16 protein-coding genes and 1 tRNA gene are annotated in these 18441 nt (G+C 70.3%); 11 read left to right on the top strand and 6 right to left on the bottom strand.

Features of this window, described 5'->3' with window-relative positions; all coding sequences use genetic code 11:
- From E1181_RS08270 to E1181_RS08280, 3 genes are all read left to right on the top strand, one after another.
- Positions 1-927: carbohydrate ABC transporter permease (locus tag E1181_RS08270; protein WP_132673376.1), on the top strand; the 927-nt coding region annotated here is incomplete at its 5' end.
- Positions 920-1759, top strand: a complete 840-nt coding sequence (locus tag E1181_RS08275; protein ID WP_132673377.1) for a carbohydrate ABC transporter permease — start codon at positions 920-922, stop codon at positions 1757-1759. The genes E1181_RS08270 and E1181_RS08275, both read left to right, overlap by 8 nt.
- 244 nt (positions 1760-2003) lie before the next feature.
- Complete coding sequence (locus E1181_RS08280; RefSeq protein WP_132673378.1) at positions 2004-3938, top strand: cellulase family glycosylhydrolase; 1935 nt, start codon at positions 2004-2006, stop codon at positions 3936-3938.
- A gap of 99 nt (positions 3939-4037) precedes the next feature.
- Here the strand turns inward: E1181_RS08280 and E1181_RS08285 are convergent, their stop codons facing one another.
- Together E1181_RS08285 and E1181_RS08290 are read right to left on the bottom strand one after the other, a co-directional pair.
- Positions 4038-4925, bottom strand: coding sequence for a CPBP family glutamic-type intramembrane protease (locus E1181_RS08285; RefSeq protein WP_235876620.1), 888 nt, complete (start codon positions 4923-4925; stop codon positions 4038-4040).
- A gap of 26 nt (positions 4926-4951) precedes the next feature.
- The gene (locus tag E1181_RS08290; RefSeq protein ID WP_132673380.1) at positions 4952-5158 is read right to left on the bottom strand and encodes a hypothetical protein; all 207 of its coding nucleotides are present in this window, start codon (positions 5156-5158) and stop codon (positions 4952-4954) included.
- A gap of 123 nt (positions 5159-5281) precedes the next feature.
- On the opposite strand from E1181_RS08290, the gene E1181_RS08295 reads away from it, so the two are divergent.
- Both E1181_RS08295 and E1181_RS08300 read left to right on the top strand, forming a co-directional pair.
- Positions 5282-6532, top strand: coding sequence for a sensor histidine kinase (locus E1181_RS08295; protein ID WP_132673381.1), 1251 nt, complete (start codon positions 5282-5284; stop codon positions 6530-6532).
- Positions 6520-7182, top strand: coding sequence for a response regulator transcription factor (locus E1181_RS08300; RefSeq protein ID WP_132673382.1), 663 nt, complete (start codon positions 6520-6522; stop codon positions 7180-7182). The genes E1181_RS08295 and E1181_RS08300 overlap by 13 nt, the downstream gene beginning before the upstream one ends.
- A 45-nt stretch (positions 7183-7227) precedes the next feature.
- On the opposite strand, the gene E1181_RS08305 is transcribed toward E1181_RS08300, so the two are convergent.
- The 3 genes from E1181_RS08305 to E1181_RS08315 are packed head-to-tail and all read right to left on the bottom strand — an operon-like array spanning position 7228 to position 10273.
- Positions 7228-8046 (bottom strand): carbohydrate ABC transporter permease, encoded by an 819-nt coding sequence (locus E1181_RS08305; protein ID WP_132673383.1) that lies wholly within the window; start codon positions 8044-8046, stop codon positions 7228-7230.
- Positions 8046-8978, bottom strand: coding sequence for a carbohydrate ABC transporter permease (locus E1181_RS08310; protein WP_132673384.1), 933 nt, complete (start codon positions 8976-8978; stop codon positions 8046-8048). The genes E1181_RS08305 and E1181_RS08310 overlap by 1 nt, the downstream gene beginning before the upstream one ends.
- The gene (locus E1181_RS08315; RefSeq protein ID WP_132673385.1) at positions 8975-10273 is read right to left on the bottom strand and encodes an ABC transporter substrate-binding protein; all 1299 of its coding nucleotides are present in this window, start codon (positions 10271-10273) and stop codon (positions 8975-8977) included. Before E1181_RS08315 ends, E1181_RS08310 begins: the two co-directional genes overlap by 4 nt.
- A 300-nt stretch (positions 10274-10573) precedes the next feature.
- Between E1181_RS08315 and E1181_RS08320 the strand changes: the two genes are divergently transcribed.
- The 3 genes from E1181_RS08320 to E1181_RS08330 all read left to right on the top strand — a co-directional run bounded on the left by E1181_RS08320 (position 10574) and on the right by E1181_RS08330 (position 15112).
- Positions 10574-12886 (top strand): beta-xylosidase/alpha-l-arabinosidase, encoded by a 2313-nt coding sequence (locus E1181_RS08320; RefSeq protein WP_132673386.1) that lies wholly within the window; start codon positions 10574-10576, stop codon positions 12884-12886.
- Between the two features lie 69 nt (positions 12887-12955).
- A complete protein-coding gene (locus E1181_RS08325; RefSeq protein WP_132673387.1) occupies positions 12956-13978 on the top strand; it encodes a LacI family DNA-binding transcriptional regulator in 1023 nt (340 codons plus the stop codon).
- 147 nt (positions 13979-14125) lie between these two features.
- Entirely contained in the window at positions 14126-15112 is a 987-nt protein-coding gene (locus E1181_RS08330) for an LLM class flavin-dependent oxidoreductase (RefSeq protein ID WP_132673388.1), read from the top strand.
- Between the two features lie 141 nt (positions 15113-15253).
- Here the strand turns inward: E1181_RS08330 and E1181_RS08335 are convergent, their stop codons facing one another.
- On the bottom strand, positions 15254-16261 hold the full coding sequence (locus E1181_RS08335; RefSeq protein ID WP_235876621.1) for an ABC transporter substrate-binding protein: 1008 nt from the start codon (positions 16259-16261) through the stop codon (positions 15254-15256).
- A 61-nt stretch (positions 16262-16322) separates the two neighbouring features.
- Here E1181_RS08335 and E1181_RS08340 point away from each other — a divergent pair, with 61 nt between their 5' ends.
- The 3 genes from E1181_RS08340 to E1181_RS08350 all read left to right on the top strand — a co-directional run bounded on the left by E1181_RS08340 (position 16323) and on the right by E1181_RS08350 (position 18439).
- Positions 16323-17252 (top strand): siderophore-interacting protein, encoded by a 930-nt coding sequence (locus E1181_RS08340; RefSeq protein WP_132673389.1) that lies wholly within the window; start codon positions 16323-16325, stop codon positions 17250-17252.
- Positions 17253-17323: 71 nt separating this feature from the next.
- Entirely contained in the window at positions 17324-18307 is a 984-nt protein-coding gene (locus E1181_RS08345) for a sigma-70 family RNA polymerase sigma factor (protein WP_132673390.1), read from the top strand.
- 37 nt (positions 18308-18344) lie between these two features.
- Positions 18345-18439: transfer RNA gene (locus E1181_RS08350), tRNA-Sec, on the top strand.
- Positions 18440-18441: the final 2 nt, after the last annotated feature.

An 18441-nucleotide genomic window follows, 5' to 3' on the forward strand; every position in this document is an offset into this window, starting at 1 on the left:
CCGGAACCCCCACCGAGGCGCACGTGGTCGCCGAGCCGCCGGCTGCTGCCGTACCTGCTGGTGGCGCCCGCGTTGTGCTTCGAGCTGCTGGTGCACCTGCTGCCGATGCTCGGCGGGCTGTACATGAGCGTGCTGGAGCTGACGCAGTTCTACCTGCGGGACTGGCTCAACGCGCCGTTCGCTGGCCTGTCGAACTTCAGCTTCGCGCTGGACTTCAACAGCGCCGTCGGCGTCACGCTGCTGCGCTCGTTCGCGGTCACCGCCGGTTTCTCGATCCTGACCGTGGGGTTCTCCTGGCTGCTGGGGGTGTTCGCGGCGACGCTGCTGCAACGCTCCTTCCGGGGACGTGCGGTGCTGCGCACCCTGTTCCTGGTCCCCTACGCGCTGCCGGTCTACACCGCGGCGATGATCTGGAAGTTCCTGCTGGACCAGGACGACGGGATGGTCAACGCGACGCTGGGCGGGCTGGGCCTCACCGACGGCCAGACGTTCTGGCTGCTGGGCGACAACGCGTTCCTGGCGACGGTGGCCACGGCGACCTGGCGGTTGTGGCCGTTCGCGTTCCTGGTGCTGATGGCGGGCATGCAGTCCATCCCGCACGACGTCTACGAGTCGGCCACTGTGGACGGTGCCGGGTTGTGGCAGCAGTTCCGCTCGATCACGCTGCCGATGCTGCGGCCGGTGAACCAGGTCCTGGTGCTGGTGCTGTTCCTGTGGACGTTCAACGACTTCAACGTCCCCTACATCCTGTTCGACAAGTCGGTTCCCAACGCGGCGAACCTGCTGTCGATCCACATCTACAACAACTCGTTCATCACCTGGAACTTCGGCCTCGGATCGGCGATGTCGACGTTGCTGCTGCTGTTCCTGCTGGTCGTCACGGCCGGGTACCTGGCCTTCACATCGCGGAGGATGAAGGATGCCTGAGCCGAGGTGGTTCCGCGTCCTGCGGGTCGTGGGCCTGACGCTGCTGACGCTGTTCACGCTGGTGCCGCTGTACGTGATGGTGACCTCGGCGCTCAAACCGCTGGGTGATGTGCGGGACCGGTTCCAGTGGATCCCGGACCACCTCACCTTCGAGCCGTTCATCGACATGTGGTCGACGATCGACCTCGCGGACTACTTCATCAACAGCGCGATCGTCGCGCTGGGCGCGGCCCTGGTGTCGCTGACGCTGGCGATCCTCGCGGCCTACGCGGTCAGCCGCTACAGGTTCCGCGGGCGCAACGGTTTCCGGATCGTGGTGCTGTCGACGCAGATGTTCCCGGGCATCCTGTTCCTGCTGCCGCTGTACCTGATCTACGCGACGATCGGCCGCTACACCGGCATCGAGCTCTACGGCAGCCAACTCGGGTTGATCGTCACGTACCTGACGTTCTCGCTGCCGTTCGCGATCTGGATGATGGTCGGCTACTTCGACACGATCCCGCGCGATCTCGACGAGGCGGCGCTGATCGACGGCGCCAGCCCGATCGGCGCGCTGTGGCGGGTGGTGCTGCCCGCCGCGCGGCCGGGCATCGCCGCGGTGGGCATATACGCGTTCATGACGGCGTGGGGCGAGACGCTGTTCGCCTCGATCATGACCGACTCGGATTCGCGGACGCTGGCGGTCGGGCTGCGGGAGTACTCCACGGAGACGTCGGTGTACTGGAACGAGGTGATGGCCGCCTCCCTGGTGGTCAGCATCCCGGTCGTCATCGGGTTCCTGGCACTGCAGCGCTACCTCGCCCAAGGCCTGACCGCCGGCGCCGTCAAGTGATTCACATTCGCCAAGCGCGTTCTCCCGAGCCTTTCGGGAATGCGGTGCGTTCACGGTTTCAAGTGTGGGACTCAGCCCGCACCGCCGCGGGTTCTGAGCGGTGCCGTGGCGAGTACGCCGCGACGCCGTGTATTGGACATACATCAGGAGTGGCGCACGGAGTCCACGGCACCGCTCAGGTTCCGCCACTTGCACCGCCCAGCAAAGCAACCACGGCCCATGCCACAACCGCGAAAGGGTTTTCATGCGACGTAATAGCGCCAAGGTGACCGCGGCCGGGCAGCCCCAAGTGTGGCTGGGCGCCAACTTCTGGTCGCGCACCGGTGGCCCTCTGATGTGGCGGAACTACTCCCCCGAGGTCGTGCGCGAGGAGCTCCGGGTGCTCCACGACCACGGCCTGCGGCAGACCAGGTCGTTCTTCTACTGGCCGGACTTCATGCCCACCCCGGACACCGTGGACGAGCAGAAGGTGGCGCACTACCAGGACTTCCTGGACGCCCACACCGAGATCGGCATGACCTCGATCCCCACCTTCCTCGTCGGGCACATGTCCGGCGACAACTGGGACCCGGAGTGGCGCGGCGGCCGGGACCTCTACGCCGACGTGTGGCTGGTGTCCCGGCAGGCGTGGTTCGTCCAGCGGATGACCGAGCGCTTCGCCGAGCACCCGGCGGTGGCGGGCTGGCTGCTCAGCAACGAGATGCCCATCTACGGGCGGTTGCGCCACGAACCGAAGGCGCCGACCGAGCAGGTCAGCGCGTGGGCGCAGCTGATGGTGCAGGCGGTGCGCGCCGGTGGCGGCACCCAGCCGGTGTCGCTGGGCGACGGAGCGTGGGGCATCGAGGTCACCGGCGTGGACAACGGGTTCTCGGTGCGCGAGACGGGTGCGATGGTCGACTTCGTGGGTCCGCACGTGTACCGGATCGACAGCGACCCCGTCCGCCAGCACCTGATCGCGGCGTTCATCTGCGAGCTGTCGGCGGTGGCCGACAAGCCGGTCGTGCTGGAGGAGTTCGGCCTGTCCAGCGACCAGGTGTCGCCGGAGAACGCCGGCCACTACTACCGGCAGACGCTGCACAACTCGCTGCTGGGCGGTTCGACGGGCTGGGTGGCGTGGAACAACACCGACTACGACGACCTAATCGGCCAGGGCCCGTACTCGCACCACCCGTTCGAGATGCACTTCGGCATCACCGACCGCACGGGTGCGCCGAAGCCGCCGCTGCACGAGCTGGCCGCGTTCGCCGAGGTCCTGGACGAGGTGGACTTCGCCCGCTGCGAGCGCAGCGACGCGCGCGCGAGCCTGCTGGTGACCGAGTACCTGGAGCGCGGGTACCCTTTCACCCAGGACGACGACCGGCCGCTGATCTTCGACACGCTGCACCAGGGGTACGTGGCGGCCCGGGAAGCGGACCTGCCGGTGGGTTTCACGCGGGAGCGCGACGGCGTCGACACCGACTGCGATCTCTACCTGCTGCCGTGCGTGAAGCAGATCCAGGGACCGACGTGGCAGCGGCTGCGCGAGCGGGTCGCCGAGGGCGCGGTGCTGTACCTGTCCTACACCGCCGGTGAGGTGGGACATCACCGGCAGCCGTGGATCCCCTACTTCGACGAGACCTTCGGCGTGCGCAAGGAGATCACCTATGGCGTGGTCGACGAGGTCGCCGACGAGGAGGTGGTGTTCACCTTCGTCGAGGACTTCGGCGGCATCGAGGCGGGTGCGACGCTGCGGTTCCGGGTGTCGGGCAACGAGCACAGCCGCTCGTTCCTGCCCGTGGTCCCGGACGGCGCCGAGGTGGTGGCCACCGACGCGCACGGCAACCCGGCGCTGCTGCGCCGCGCGACCGGCGAGGGCCTGGCGGTGCTGTGCACGTACCCGGTCGAGCTGTTCGCGGCCCGCAGCACGCGGGTGAACCCGGACGACAGCCACCGGCTCTACGCGGCGCTGGCCGAGGTCGCCGGGGTGGCCCGCGAGGTCGTGGTGGACGATCCGAAGGTGTTCGCCGATGTCGTGGTGCACGAGGACGGACGCCGGTTCGCGTGGCTGGTCAGCCAGCACGCCGCAGACGCGACGGTGGTTCCGCGCACCACGGGTTCGCTGCGGAGCCTGTCCGGTGACCCGGTGTCGGAGGTGACGCTGGCGCCGTTCGGCGTCGAGGTGGTCGAGCTGAAGTCCTGACAGGCCGCGGGCGGTCCTCGGTCTCTCGGGGGATCGAGGCCCGCCCGCTCCCGCGAGGGCGGGGGCCGGCCGCCTGCGCCGACGGCCGGCCCCCGCGGACTACGCCGACACCGGATCCTGGTGTTGAGGGGCGGATCGCGGTGGGGCGTAGCCGAGCTTCCCGCGGGTGGCGACGATGGTCACCACGGCCGCGATCGTCGAGGCGATGAGGGTGATGCGGGTGACCGTGGCGTGGTCGCCACCGGGGAAGATCTCCGACCACGTCGTGGAGAAGTAGTTGTTCACGCCGATGTGCAGCAGCGCCGCGATCGGCAGGCTCTCCCCGGTCCGGTTGAACACCCACGTCATGACGACGCTGATGGCGGTGGCCAGACCGCAGAACTCCAGCACCTCGATCGCGCTGAACACCGGCCAGCCGCCCCACTCGGTGAAGAACAGCGGCAGGTGCCACAGCCCCCACAGCGGACCGAGCAGCAGGGTTCCGCGCAGCGGCCCGTACTCGGGTTGCAGCAGCGGCAGCGCGAAGTCGCGCCAACCGGGTTCTTCGGCGAGCCCGGTGGTGAACAGCTGGAACACCATGCCCACGGCGAAGACCACCAGCACGTCGGCGGCGGGAACCTGCCAGTGGCCCATGATGGGCAGGCTGGTGATCGTCAGCGCGGCGGGGACGCCGAGCAGCACGCCGACGTACCACGACCAGTGCACGCGCCACCGGGCCACGCGCCCGAACCACCGGCGCAGTCCCGGGCGTCCGCCGATGAGCGCGGTCAGCAGGAACGCCGACACTAGCGGTCCGACGTAGGCGCCCGGCAGCACCCCGAGCAGTTGCGTGGTGCCCCCGATGACGGGGAATTCGATCGGCAGCACGCCGATCCCGTTGCGGGAGAGCACGTACGGCGTCCACACCAGCCAGCTCAGGGCGTAGGACAGGACGAAGAACCAGGTGATCGGTCGCTCCGCCAGGTGGGATCGCAGTCGGGAGGTCATGGTTCTCCTCTGCGCGGCAGCGGGACTCATCGTCGGCGGTGCTGGGCGAACAGGGCGACCGCGCAGGCGGTGGTCAGCAGCCCCAGCAGCAGCGGCACCAGCGGCGGGCGCTCGTCGAAGGAGGCCGCCGCGTTGGTGATGACGCAGATGGTGAAGGTGGTCCACAGCAGGACCTTGACCTTGCCGGACATCCTCATCGGCCTGCCGGTCAGGTTGGTGGCGTCTTCTCGCATGGCTGGAAGTCTGCGGCGCGACGCCTTCCGAGACGATCCCGCTGACGCGACTTCCGGTGGTACAGCCAGCACTACCGCGTGGAACTGTGTGCGCCGGATAATGTTTCGCGTCGAGGAGGTGCCATGTCACCGCAGCTGGACGCCAAGCGCAGGCTGGCTCGCCGCGCCCGCGTCACGTTCGACGCGCTGGAGCACGTCGTGGCCGGTCTGGGCACCTCGGTGCTGGCGCTGATCGCCGCGCTGCTGGTGGTCGTGTGCGCATTGCTGAGCGCGGTGGGCGTCGGCGTCCTGCTCGCGCCTCACGTGCTGCGGCTGGTGCACGTGGTCGCCGAGCAGGAGCGCGCCCGGCTCACCCGCTGGGGTCCTGACGTGATCAGCCCCGGCCCGGTCCCTTCGGGGCTCGTGGCCGCGCTGCGGTCCCAAGCGGTGCGGCGCGAGCTGGTGTGGGTCGCGGTGCACGGCGTGACCGGGTTCGTGCTGGGCGTGCTGGGGCTGACGCTGGGCCTCAACACCGTGCGCGACGGCACCTTCCCGCTGTGGTGGCACCTGCTCCCACCGGCGGACGCGACGGCGTCGCTGGGGTTGTGGCAGGTGCGGGACTTCTCCGGTTCGCTGCTGGTGTCGCTGATGGGGATCGGGTGGGTGCTGGCCTGCCTGCTGCTGCTCCCCGGCATGGCGCGGTTGCAGGCGCTGCCAGGACGCGCGCTGCTGCCCCTGGGTTCGGACGCCGACCTGGCGACGCGGGTCGCGCACCTCACCGCGACCCGCGCGGCCGCGCTCGACGCCCACTCCGCCGAGCTGCGGCGCATCGAGCGCGCCCTGCACGACGGCGCCCAGAACCGCCTGGTGGCGGTGACCGTCCTGACCGGTGCGGCACGCCGCGCGGTCGGGCGCAGCCCGGAGGAGGCCGATGCGATGCTCGGTCGCGCCCAGGACGCCGCCGAGGAAGCGCTGCGCGAACTGCGCGCGGTGGTGCGCAGCATCATGCCGCCGGTGTTGCAGGACCGGAGCCTGGCCGACGCGCTCACCGCGCTGACCGCCGACTGCCCCGCCGACTGCCGCATCGACGCCGACCTGCCGGGCCGCTGCGCGGCGTCGGTGGAGGCGTCGGTGTACTTCGTGGTCGCCGAGGCCTTGAGCAACGTCGCCAAGCACAGCGGTGCCCGCACCGCGTTGGTGGTACTGCGCCGATGCGGTGATGACCGGATCCGCGTGGTCATCACCGACGACGGGCGCGGTGGAGCGCACGCGAGCGGCGGCACCGGCCTGGAGGGAATTCGGCGCCGGGTCGAGGCGCACGACGGAACGTTCGAACTGGCCAGCCCCGTCGGCGGCCCGACTGCTGTGGAGGTGAGCCTGCCGTGCGGATTGTGATCGCCGAGGACGACCCGCTGCTGCGGGAGGGCGTGGCGCTGCTGCTGCGGGCCGAGGGGCTGGACGTGGTCGCCACGGCCGGCGACCCGGCGGGTTTCCTGGCCGCGGTGGACGAGCACCGGCCCGAGATCGCCGTGGTGGACGTGCGGATGCCGCCGACGCACACCGACGAGGGCATCGTCGCGGCGGTGGAGGCGCGCCGGCGTCATCCGGAGTTGGCGGTGCTCGTGCTCTCGGCGTACGTGGAGCAGGCCTTCGCCACGGAACTGCTCGCCTGCGGCAGCGCGCGGCTGGGCTACCTGCTCAAGGAGCGGGTGGGCCGGGTCGAGGAGTTCATGTCGGCGTTGCACCGGGTCGCCGACGGCGGCACGGCCATCGATCCCGACGTCATCGCCCAGCTGCTCACCCGGACCCGTCCGGGTCCCGGGCTGGACCGGCTGAGCCCTCGCGAGCGCGACGTGCTCGCCCTGATGGCCGAGGGACTGGGCAACGCCGCGATCGCCGAGCGCCTGGTGGTCACCGACGGCGCCGTGCACAAGCACATCCGCAGCATCTTCGCCAAGCTCGACCTGCCGCCGGACGACCGCGCTGACCGGCGGGTGACGGCTGTGCTGCGCTACCTCGAACGCTCCCCGTCCCGACCGCGCTGACGGTGCCGGTCGGCGGCCTGCCCTGGCCGCCGACCGGCACGGTTCTCACTTGCCCGCGCCCGCGGTGAGTCCGGCGATCATGAACCGTCGGCCGAGGATGTAGAGCACCAGCACCGGGATCGCCGAGAGCACCACACCGGCCATGATGGCGGGAACGTTGACGGTGTACTGGCCCTGGAACTGCCACAGCATGACGGGCAGCATCGCGGTCTCCTCGCGCTGGGTGAGGATCAGCGGGAACAGCAGCCCGTTCCACACCTGCAGCGCCTGGTAGATGCCCACCGCCAGCAGGGCCGGACGCGACAGCGGCAGGACGAGGTTCACCAGCACCCGCATCTGCCCCGCGCCGTCCAGGCACATCGATTCGTAGAGCTCCTCGGGGATGTCGCGCAGGAAGTTGCTGAGGATCAGCACCGACAGCGGCATCGCGAAGGCGATCGCGGGCAGGATGATCGCCAGCAGGCTGTCGTAGAGCCCGGCCTCCACGATCATCACGTACACCGGGATGATCGTGGCCTGCAGCGGGATCGCCAGTCCTGCCAGGAACATCCGGAACAGCCACTGGTGCCGGCGTCGCTTGCCGCGCACCACCACGTAGGCGGCGGGGAGCGCGACGAGCAGCACCACCACGACGGTCAGCCCGGTGGTGAGCAGGCTGTTGAACAGGAACTTCAAGAACCCGTCGGAGAACACCAGCCCGTAGTTCTCCAACGTCGGAGAACCGGGCAGCGACAACGGGTTCGCGCCGGTGGTGTCCTCCTGCGCCCGCAGGCTGGTGACCACCACGTAGTACAGCGGCACGGCCACCACCAGAGCCCACAGCAGGGCCGCGGCGTTGGGCAGCAGACCTCTGATTCGCAGCATCACGCGCCCTCCTGGTCGCTGCGCATCCGGGCGAAGCCGGAGTACTTGGTCAGTCCCAGCGACAGCGCGGTGCCGAGCGCCACCAGCAGCAGCGCGATCGCGCTGGCGTATCCGAGCTGGTACTGCTGGAAACCGGTGACGTACATGTTCACCGGCAGGATCCGGGTGGCGTCGCCCGGTCCGCCTTCGCTGAGCACGTAGAACAGGTCGAAGTAGGTCAGCGAGCCCACCAGCATCAGGGTGCTGGAGGTGACGATGGTGTTGCGCAACTGCGGCAGCGTGATCAGGAAGAACCGCTGCACCGACCCGGCTCCGTCGAGTTCGGCGGCTTCGTAGAGCTGCGCGGGGATCTGCCGCACGCCGGCCTGGTAGATCAGCGTGTGGAACGGGATGAACTGCCAGGACACCACGAAGATGAGCGTGAACAGCGCCAGGTTCGCATCACCGAGCAGGTTCAGGCCCGGCAGGCCGAGCGCGGGCAGCACGCCGAACTCCGGGTCGACGAGGTTGCGCCACAGGATGCCGATGCCGGTGGACGACAGCACCAGCGGCAGGAAGAACAGCGCGGCGAGCACCGCCCGGTGCCGCTGCTGCCCGGCGACGTAGACGCCGAGCAGGATGCTGATGGGCGTTTGCACGACCCAGCACAGGATCATCACCTGCAGCGACACCCACACCGAGTGCCACATGCCGGAGTCGGAGGCGAGCTTGCCCCAGTTCTCCGCGGCGTTGAGCTCGGGCGCGGAGATGCCGTTCCAGTCCATCATGGACAGCACGATCACCACGACGATGGGCGCGACGACGAACGCCGCGAAGAACACCAGCGCGGGTGCGGCGAACCAGGTGGAGGGTTCGGTCCAGTGCCGCGCGGAGCGGCCCCGTCGTTCGGTGGTGGCCGGCGCCGTGGGGCGCAGCGCCTCGGTGGCGGTCATCGCGAGGACTCCTCCATCAGCTGGGAGAACTCTTCCGGGCTGATCTGGTCGAGGAACAGCTTCTGCAGGTTGATCAGCACGTTCTGGGCGGGACCTGGCGGCAGCGCCTGGTCCCAGGACTGCTGGAAGTGCGGTGCGTTCTTGGCCAGGTCGTAGACGAAGGTCATGAAGTCGGCGTCCTCGGAGGCGCGCAGCTCGTCCTCGATGCCGGTCACCGGCGGGACGTCGCCGCGCTTCAGACGCCCCTCGGTGAAGGCGTCGCTGGAGAGCTCCTGGCGCAGGAACTCCACCGCTTGCTGCTGGTCGGGGCCCGCGGTCGCGGACATGAAGGTGGTGGGGTTGCCGACGAGGTTGGCCGGATCACCCTTGCCGCCTTCGACGGCGGGGAACGGCGCCCAGCCGAGATGTCCTTCGCGGACCCACTTCTCGTCGTCGCCGAGCAGGTCGGAGTAGCCGGAACCGAGGTGGACCATCATCGCCGCGCGTTCGCTGGCCACCAGCGTGCGCTGCTGGCCGAGCTCGGCGCTGGTGGAGGCGAAGGCGTTGCCGAACGCCCCTCTGCGCACGAGGTCCTGCAGCATGGCGTTGGCCTTGATGATGTCGGGGTTGAGCCATGCTCCGGGTTTGCCCTCGACCACGTCCCGGAAGGCCTCCGGGCCCGCGACCCGGTCGACGATGGCCTCCTCCCACATCAGGTAGGTCCAGGAGTCCGCGCCGCCCAGCGCGATCGGCAGGATCCCCGCCTGCTGGAACTTGGGGATCTGGTCGAGCAGCTCGCCCCAGGTGCGCGGTGGCTGCAGGCCGACCCGGGCGAAGACGTCCTTGTTGAAGTACAGCAGGACGGGCTGGATCCCGCCGACGGGGATGCCGTAGGTGCCGCCGTTGATGTCGACGGGGCTCATCACGCTGGGCAGGAAGTTCTGCCGCCACTCGGGATGTTCGCGCATCGCCGGGCCGAGGTCGGCGACCTTGCCCGCGTCGATGAACGCCTGCAGCGCTCCCCCGCCCCAGCCGAAGAAGGTGTCCGGCGGCGTGCCGGAACCCATCGAGACCCAGAGCTTGTTCTTGTAGGGGTCGTTCTGGAAGAACTGGGTCTGCATGCGGCGACCGGTTCGCTGCTGGAACTTCTCGCCCTCAGCGGGCATCAGCTCTTCCTCACCACCGCCGCTGATCGCCCAGGTGGTGACCACGTCGGCGCTGCCCTCGCTCGGCGGCAGCAGCACGGCGCAGCCGGTGGAGGTCAGCGCGAACGCCAGCGCCGCACCCATCGCGCACAGACGTCGCAGTCCACGCATCGTCAACTCCCGTCGCACCGTTGCGGACCTTCCGGAGTCCCGGAGCCGGGTGTGCACGCGGTCACACCCGGCTTCCGGTCGGCGAGACCGTACCGCAGCGTCGAAGCGATCTACAAGACCGAGTTTCCAAAACTTTCATGCTGTGCTCTATCCGTGATTTATCGGTCCCAACGCAGGACTTTCGGTGAACCATGTGGCAATCTGTCGAACGTTGCACCCTGGGTTGACCGAGACGCGGACCGAAACTATTTCGAAAGCCTCGTCCGGACGACCACCCCACCACGACGGGAGTCGCCGCACATGCCGCAGTCGCGCCCGACCGAGGACCGCCAGCCCTACCGCGATCCCGCACTACCGGTCGAGGAGCGGGTCGCCGACCTGGTGTCCCGCATGACGCTGGAGGAGAAGCTCAACCAGCTCGTCGGGATGTGGATCTACGTCTCCGGAGCCGAGGAGCGCGTCGCGCCGCACCAGGAGGACTTCGCCGACGACACCCCGCCCTGGGACGAGATGATCAAGAACGGGCTGGGGCAGCTCACCCGCGTCTTCGGCAGCGCGCCCATCGAACCTGCCAAGGGCGCCGCCGCGCTGACCCGCCTGCAGCGCGAGATCACCGGGTCCAGCCGGTTCGGCATCCCGGCCGTGGCGCACGAGGAGTGCCTGGCCGGTTTCACCGCCTGGGGCGCCACCGCCTACCCGGTTCCGCTGTCCTGGGGCGCCTCCTTCGACCCGGACCTGGTCGGCGAGATGGCCGCGAGCATCGGCGCCGACATGCGGTCGGTAGGCGTGCACCAAGGCCTGGCGCCGGTCCTCGACGTGGTGCGGGACCTGCGGTGGGGACGGGTCGAGGAGACCATCGGCGAGGACCCCCACCTGATCGGCGCGGTCGGCTCCGCCTACGTCGCCGGCCTCCAGTCCAGCGGAATCGTGGCCACCCTCAAGCACTTCGCGGGGTACTCCGCCTCCCGCGCCGGCCGCAACCTGGCGCCGGTGAGCATGGGTCCGCGCGAGTTCGCCGACGTCGTCCTGCCGCCGTTCGAGATGGCGCTGCGGCTGGGCGGTGCCCGCTCGGTCATGCACTCCTACACCGACGTCGACGGCATGCCCTCGGCCGCCGACGAGGCGCTGCTGACCGATCTGCTGCGCGACGAACTGGGTTTCACCGGAACCGTCGTCGCCGACTACTTCGGCGTGTCGTTCCTGCACAAGCTGCACGGCGTCGCCGACGGCCCCGGGACGGCGGGCGCGGCCGCGCTGCGCGCCGGGGTGGACGTGGAGCTTCCCAACGCCCGCTGCTACGTCGAGCCGCTGGCGCAGCTGGTGCGCTCCGGCGAGGTCGACGAGGCGCTGGTGGACCGGGCGCTGACCCGGGTGCTCGACCAGAAGGTCGAGCTGGGCCTGCTGGATCCCGACTGGACGCCGGAGGTCGCGCAGCCGCGCGAGTTCGACTCCGCGCGCAACCGGGACCTGGCCCGGCGACTGGCCGAGGAATCGGTGGTGCTGGTGGCCAACGACGGCACCCTGCCGGTGCGCGAACCCGGCAAGGTGGCACTGGTGGGCCCGCTGGCCGACGACCCGTTCGCGCTGCTGGGCTGCTACTCGTTCCCGGCGCACATCGGCGTGTCCTACCCGGACTGGCCCAACGGCATCGACCTGCCGACCTTCCGCGACGAGATCGCCCGCATCGCCACGCACGTCGACCACGTCAAGGGCTGCGACCTCCCCGAGGGCGGCGCCGACTTCGACGCGGCGCGCGCCGCCGCAGCCGACGCGGACCTGTGCGTCGCGGTGGTGGGCGACCGGGCGGGCCTGTTCGGCCGCGGGACCTCGGGCGAGGGCTGCGACGCCGCCGACCTGCGACTGCCCGGCGACCAGGAAGCGCTGGTGGAGCAGCTGCTGGAGACCGGAACACCCGTGGTGCTGGTGGTTTCCAGCGGACGCCCGTACGCGCTGGGAAGGTTCGCCGACCGGGTCGCGGCCGTGGTGCAGGTGTTCTTCCCGGGCGAGGCCGGTGCCGCGGCGCTCGCCGACGTGCTGACCGGCGAGGTCAACCCGTCGGGCCGGTTGCCGGTGTCGATCCCGGCCACCCCGGGCGGCAACCCGGGCACCTACCTGACCGCTCCCCTGGGCGCGGCCAGCGAGGTCAGCTCGCTGGACCCGACGGCGCTGTTCCCGTTCGGCCACGGCCTCTCCTACACGACCTTCGCCTACTCGGAGCTGGCGATCAGCGCCGGAGAGGTCGCCACCGACGGCTCGGTGGAGATCTCGTGCTCGGTCACCAACACCGGCGACCGCGACGGCGACGAGATCGTGCAGCTCTACCTGCGCGACCCGGTCGCGCAGGTGACCCGCCCGGTCCGCCAGCTGACCGGTTTCAAGCGGGTTTCGATCCCGGCGGGCGAGTCCCGCACGGTGTCGTTCCACCTGCACGCCGACCGGACCGCCTACACCGGCGCCCGCGGCAAGCGGATCGTCGACCCCGGGCTGATCGAGGTCCACGTGGGCGGCGACAGCGCGCACCCGCGGCTGTCCGGCGAGTTCCGGCTGGTCGGCGAGGTGCGGGAGGTCGGAGCCGACCGCGTCCTGGACACCCCGGTGACGGTGACGTCGTGAGGTGATCGGGTGCGGGCGGTTGCTCCGAAACTTTCAGGTACGGTGACGTCGGTCGAGCGAGGAGGCAGGGTGGCTGAGGCGAAGAAGAGCCGCGTGACGATCAGCGACATCGCGCGGGAGGCCGGCGTCTCGGTCCCGACGGTCTCGAAGGTCCTCAACGGACGTCCGGAGGTCGCCGCCCACACCCGGGAGCGGGTCGAGAAGCTCATCACCCGCCACAACTACTCGCGGCGGGCCAACCACGGCAGCGGGCGCGCGGGACTGATCGACCTCGTCTTCCACACCCTCGACAACGAGTGGGTGCTGGAGATAGTGCGGGGCGTCGAGAGCGTGACGCACGACGCCGGTGTGGGCATGGTGGTCTCGGCGGTGCACGACGGCCGCAAGACCGAACGCGCGTGGCTGGACAACCTCACCTCGCGCCGATCGGACGGCATCATCCTGGCCGTCACCGAGCTCGGCCCGCGGCACGCCGAGCAGCTGCACGGCCTCGGCGTCCCGGTGATCATCATCGACTCGCTCGGCCAGCCCGATCCTCGGGTGGCGTCGGTGGGCGCGACGAACTGGAGCGGCGCCCGCGCCGCCGTCGAGCACCTCATCGAGCAGGGCCACGAGCGCATCGGTTTCATCGGCGGCCCACCGCAGTTGCAGTGCTCGGTCGCGAGGCTCGACGGCTACCGCTCCGCGCTGATGGCGGCGGGCATCCCGGTCGCCGACGAGCTGATCGCCGACGGCGACTTCACCCACGACCGGGGCCAGGACGCCGCGGGCGAGCTGCTGGCCCTGGCGGAGCCGCCGACGGCGATCTTCGCCGCCAACGACCAGCAGGCGCTGGGCGCCTACCGGGCCGTCGAGCAGCGCGGGCTGCGCATCCCCGACGACATCAGCGTCATCGGCTTCGACAACCTGCCGATGGCGCAGTGGATCTCGCCCGCGCTGACCACGGTCAACCAGCCGGTCGCGACGATGGCGGCCGAGGCCGCGCGGATGGTGCTGCGGCACGCCGAAACCGGCCGCTTCGAGACCAACCGCGTCGAACTGGCCACCGACCTGGTCCTGCGCGCCAGCACCGGTCCCGGCCCGAAGGCCTGACGCACCGCGCCCGCCCCGGCACACCGCGCATCGGGGACCAGATCACACGGCCTCCGGGAAATATCGGGAGTCGGCGACGCGTTGCGACCAGCGTGGGCGGGACGACGGGTCCCGGACCGTGGCGCGTGTGGAAAGGCTGATCCTGTCGTGACTGTGGCTCTCTCCGTTCTCGATCTGGCGCACATCGGCGAGGGGGAGACCGCCGCGGACAGCTTCACCGCCAGCGTCGACATGGCCCAACGCGCCGAGCGGTGGGGCTACCACCGCATCTGGTACGCCGAGCACCACAACATGCCGACCATCGCTTCCTCGGCGACGAGCGTGCTGATCGGCCACGTCGCGTCCCGGACCAGCACGATCCGGCTGGGCGCGGGCGGCATCATGCTGCCCAACCACTCGCCGCTGACCATCGCCGAGCAGTTCGGCACGCTCGAAACCCTGTTCCCCGGCCGGATCGACCTCGGTTTGGGCCGCGCGCCGGGCAGCGACCAGCGCACGATGCGGGCGCTGCGCCGCGATCCCACCTCGGCCGACGCGTTCCCGCAGGACGTGCTGGAGCTGCAGGGCTACCTGGCCGGCGAGACCCGAGTCGCCGGGGTCAACGCCACACCCGGCTACGGCACGAAGGTGCCGCTGTACGTGCTGGGTTCGTCGATGTTCGGCGCGCAGCTGGCCGCCCTGCTGGGTCTCCCCTACGCCTTCGCCTCGCACTTCGCCCCGGACGCGCTGGAGGCTGCGACCTCGCACTACCGGCGCGAGTTCCAGCCCTCGGCGCAGCTGTCGGAGCCCCACATCATCGCCGGGGTCAACGTGATCGCGGCGGACACCACCGAGTACGCCCAGCAGCAGCTGCTGGAGGCCAAGCGCTACCGGGCGGGCCGGATGTTGGCCCAGGGCCGCAACCTCAGCACCGAGGAGATCGACGCCCTGCTGGCCTCCCCCGCCGGCCGCCAGATCGAGGGGATGACCCGCTACAGCGCGGTCGGCACTCCGGCCGAGGTGGACGACTACCTCGACAAGTTCGCCAAGCAGGCCCAGGCCGACGAGCTCATGGTCGTCTCCTCGGCCGTCGACCGCGCCGCCTGGCTGCGCTCCCTGGAACTCCTCGCCGACGTCCGCGGCCTCGGCGACTGACACCACCTCTCCGGCTCCGGGGCTCCTGGAGCGAGATGGTTCTGGTGCGAACCGTCCGGGCGTTCCAGACGTCGATCACGGACGGTTCGGACCAGAACCGCGCGGTGCTCACCCCCAGTCGCGAGCACCCCGGGGACGAGATCAGGCGGCGAGCCGGAATTGGAGCTGGTCGGCGAGCTCGTTCATGATCTTCGCGTAGCTGGCGTGGCTCATCGGGGCGACGGCTTCCCACTCGACGAACCGGTCTGCGCTCGCCGCGGGCGTGGCGGCGAAGACGGGGTTCTGCTTCATCTGCTCGGGCGTCATCGACGCCGACCGCGCGTCCCAGAGGAAGATGTCGCCGGGGTAGGCGTTGGCCTTCTCCCAGGACAGCCGCTCGAAGTATCCGCCGCCTGCCTGGTCGGGGTTGGCCGGCGTGGTGATCGGCAGGCCGAGTTCCTTGACGTAGTAGTCCAGGTCGGGGTTGCGGGCGGGCACGACGACGAAGAACTCCTCCTTCGTGCCGCCGATCGCCAGGATCGACTTGCCCTCGGCCTTCATCCGCGCGCCGATGTCGCGCAGCCGGGACGCGGCGGCGTGGAACGCCTGCTCGTCGGCCTTGACCTTCGGCGACTCCACGTCCGCGCCCAGGGCGCGGGCGAGCTCCTTGTACTTGCCGATCGCGGCGGGCAGCGCGATGCCGGACTGCTGCACGCCCGCGGTCGGCACGATCTGCTTGACCTTCTGCTCCTGGTCCTCGACCAGGTGCCACAGGCCCGGGTACTCGGCGTACTTGCCGCTGACCAGCAGGTCCGGGTGCAGCGAGGCGAGCCGTTCCAGGTTGACCTCGCCGTAGCCCGCGCCGGTGACGTCGGTGAGCGCCTGGGGGTCGAGGCTGCCGGCCTCGGGTTCGACCGAACCGTCGTCGCGCACCAGCGGACCGAAGGTTCCGGCGATCTTCACGCCGAAGTCCTGCAGCGCGGCACCGGCCGAGACCTGGGCGACGATCTGCTGCGGACGCTCGGGGCGGGTCACCGTGATGCCGCGGTCATCGGTGTAGGACCAGCCGTCGCCGGTCTGTTCGGGCTGCGATGATCCGCACGCGGACAGCGTGCCGACGGCGGCGAGCGAGGCCGCGGTCAGCGCGGCGGCCCGGATCGTGTGACGCAAGGTCGACCTCCCATGATTCTAAGGCTAGGCTAACCTAGCACCACGAATCGGGAGGTTTCGGATGACCGTCGCACGAACAGGACGAATTGCCAGCACCAAGCCGGAATACCGGCTGTTCCCGGTCGAGGTGACCCGGGTGCTGCGGCTCGGCCCCAGCTTCGTGCGGATCACCTTCGGCGGCGCCTGCCTGTCCGGGTTCGGGTTCGGCGGTCACGACCAGCGCATCAAGATCGTGCTGCCCAAGCCGGGCCGCGCGCTCGACGACTTCCCCGAGGGCGACGACTGGTACCCGCGCTGGCTGGACCTGCCCGACGACGTCCGTCCCGACCTGCGGACCTACACCGTCCGCGACTACCGGCCCCACGCGCAGGAGGTCGACGTCGACTTCGTGCTGCACGGGCTCGACGATGGCCACGCCGGTCCTGCCTCCACCTTCGCCGCCGCCGCGCGGCCCGGCCAGCTCATCGGTCTGTTCGCGCCGGACCGGCCCGGCTCGGGCCGGATGTGGGGCTGCGAGTGGTCTCCCCCGGCCTCCGCCGACCGCCTGGTGCTGGCCGGCGACGAGACAGCGGTGCCCGCGCTCGCGGCCATCGTGGAATCGCTGCCCGCCGACGCGCGCGGCGTGGTCTGCGTCGAGGTCCCCGACAGCGGCGACGAGCAGGAGTGGGCACGCCCCGCCGGGGTGGACGTCCGCTGGTACCCGCGCGCCGGAGCACCGCACGGAAAGCACCTCACCGAGGGCGTGGCCGAGGCGCTGCGCGAACTGCGCCCGGTCCGCGACACCTCCCCGCGGCCGTCCGAGCTCGACGACGTCGACGTCGACACCGGGGTGCTCTGGGAGGTGCCGGAAGGAGCGACGGGCTCGATCTACGGGTTCCTGGCGGGTGAGGCGGGCGTGATCAAGCGGTTGCGCCGATTGCTGATCGACGAGCACGGCGTCCCCAAGCAGGCGGTGGCGTTCATGGGCTATTGGCGCGAAGGTCGTTGCTGACCCATTTGTCGGACTGGCGCGCTAGCGTCTTCGGCATCGGGTCGGGCCACCTCACACCGAAGGACAGCGCCATGCCAGTCACCTCGACCGCGCCAACCGACGACTTCGTCGCGCAGGCGGACTCCTACCGCCGGGAACTGATCGCGCACTGCTACCGGATGCTGGGCTCTCTGCAGGACGCGGAGGACCTCGTTCAGGAGACCTACCTCAAGGCGTGGCGGTCCTACGACCGCTTCGAGGGCCGCAGTTCGGTCCGCACCTGGCTGTACAAGATCGCCACGACGACCTGCCTGACGGCGCTGGAGAGCCGCAAGCGGCGTCCGCTGCCCAGCGGTCTGGGCGCTCCGGCCGACGACGTGCCGCACGAGAAGGTCGTCGAGTCCGGCGAAGTGCCGTGGCTGCAGCCGATCCCGGACGGGATGATCGCCGACACCGCCACCGACCCGGCCTCGATCGTGGGGCTTCGGGAGAGCACGCGGCTGGCGTTCATCGCCGCCCTGCAGCACCTGCCCGCGCGGCAGCGGGCGGTGCTGATCCTGCGCGACGTCCTCAAGTGGCGGGCCGCGGAGGTCGCCAGCGCCCTGGAGATCTCCACCGCCGCGGTCAACAGCGTGCTGCAGCGCGCCCGCGCCCAGATCGCCGACGTCTCCCCGACCGAGGAGGACCGGCCGCAACCGCTCACCGCCGAGCAGGAGCGGCTGCTGGAGCGCTACGTGGCCGCGTTCGAGGCCAAGGACGTGTCGACGATCGTGGACCTGTTCACCGCGGAGGCCGTCTGGGAGATGCCGCCCTTCCGCCTGTGGGTGCGCGGCGGCGAGCGGATCGCGCAGCTCAACGCCAGGCAGTGCCCGGCCGGGCCGGACGGGCTGCGGCTGCGCCACACCCGCGCCAACGGGCAGCTGGCCTTCGGCGTCTACATCCGCGGCGAGGACGACGTGTTCCGCCCCTTTCAGCTGCACGTGCTCGAACTCGGCGACACGCGGGTCGAGCACGTGGTGTGCTTCTTCGACGTGGACTTCGCCAAGTTCGGCCTCCCGGACTCGGTGACCGACTGATCTGTGCTGATCGGCGTTACCTCCTACAGTGGGCGCCGGAGACGTCAGGGGTCTGGTGGCCCCCACGGCCTTCAAAGCCGATGGCGCCGAGCACCTCGGCGCGGCGGGTTCGATTCCCGTCCGTCTCCGCCAAC

Origin of the sequence: Saccharopolyspora terrae, from assembly GCF_004348435.1 — a bacterium.
In the GTDB taxonomy this organism is placed as follows: Bacteria; Actinomycetota; Actinomycetes; order Mycobacteriales; family Pseudonocardiaceae; genus Saccharopolyspora; species Saccharopolyspora endophytica.

Excerpts from the sequence above, each read along its gene's own strand:
- E1181_RS08320 (WP_132673386.1), top strand. The coding sequence starts at position 10,574 with ATGCCGCAGTCGCGCCCGACCGAGGACCGCCAGCCCTACCGCGATCCC.
- E1181_RS08285 (WP_235876620.1), bottom strand. The coding sequence starts at position 4,925 with ATGACCTCCCGACTGCGATCCCACCTGGCGGAGCGACCGATCACCTGG.
- E1181_RS08275 (WP_132673377.1), top strand. The coding sequence starts at position 920 with ATGCCTGAGCCGAGGTGGTTCCGCGTCCTGCGGGTCGTGGGCCTGACG.
- E1181_RS08305 (WP_132673383.1), bottom strand. The coding sequence starts at position 8,046 with ATGCTGCGAATCAGAGGTCTGCTGCCCAACGCCGCGGCCCTGCTGTGG.
- E1181_RS08280 (WP_132673378.1), top strand. The coding sequence starts at position 2,004 with ATGCGACGTAATAGCGCCAAGGTGACCGCGGCCGGGCAGCCCCAAGTG.
- E1181_RS08310 (WP_132673384.1), bottom strand. The coding sequence starts at position 8,978 with ATGACCGCCACCGAGGCGCTGCGCCCCACGGCGCCGGCCACCACCGAA.
- E1181_RS08345 (WP_132673390.1), top strand. The coding sequence starts at position 17,324 with ATGCCAGTCACCTCGACCGCGCCAACCGACGACTTCGTCGCGCAGGCG.
- E1181_RS08295 (WP_132673381.1), top strand. The coding sequence starts at position 5,282 with ATGTCACCGCAGCTGGACGCCAAGCGCAGGCTGGCTCGCCGCGCCCGC.
- E1181_RS08290 (WP_132673380.1), bottom strand. The coding sequence starts at position 5,158 with ATGCGAGAAGACGCCACCAACCTGACCGGCAGGCCGATGAGGATGTCC.
- E1181_RS08315 (WP_132673385.1), bottom strand. The coding sequence starts at position 10,273 with ATGCGTGGACTGCGACGTCTGTGCGCGATGGGTGCGGCGCTGGCGTTC.
- E1181_RS08340 (WP_132673389.1), top strand. The coding sequence starts at position 16,323 with ATGACCGTCGCACGAACAGGACGAATTGCCAGCACCAAGCCGGAATAC.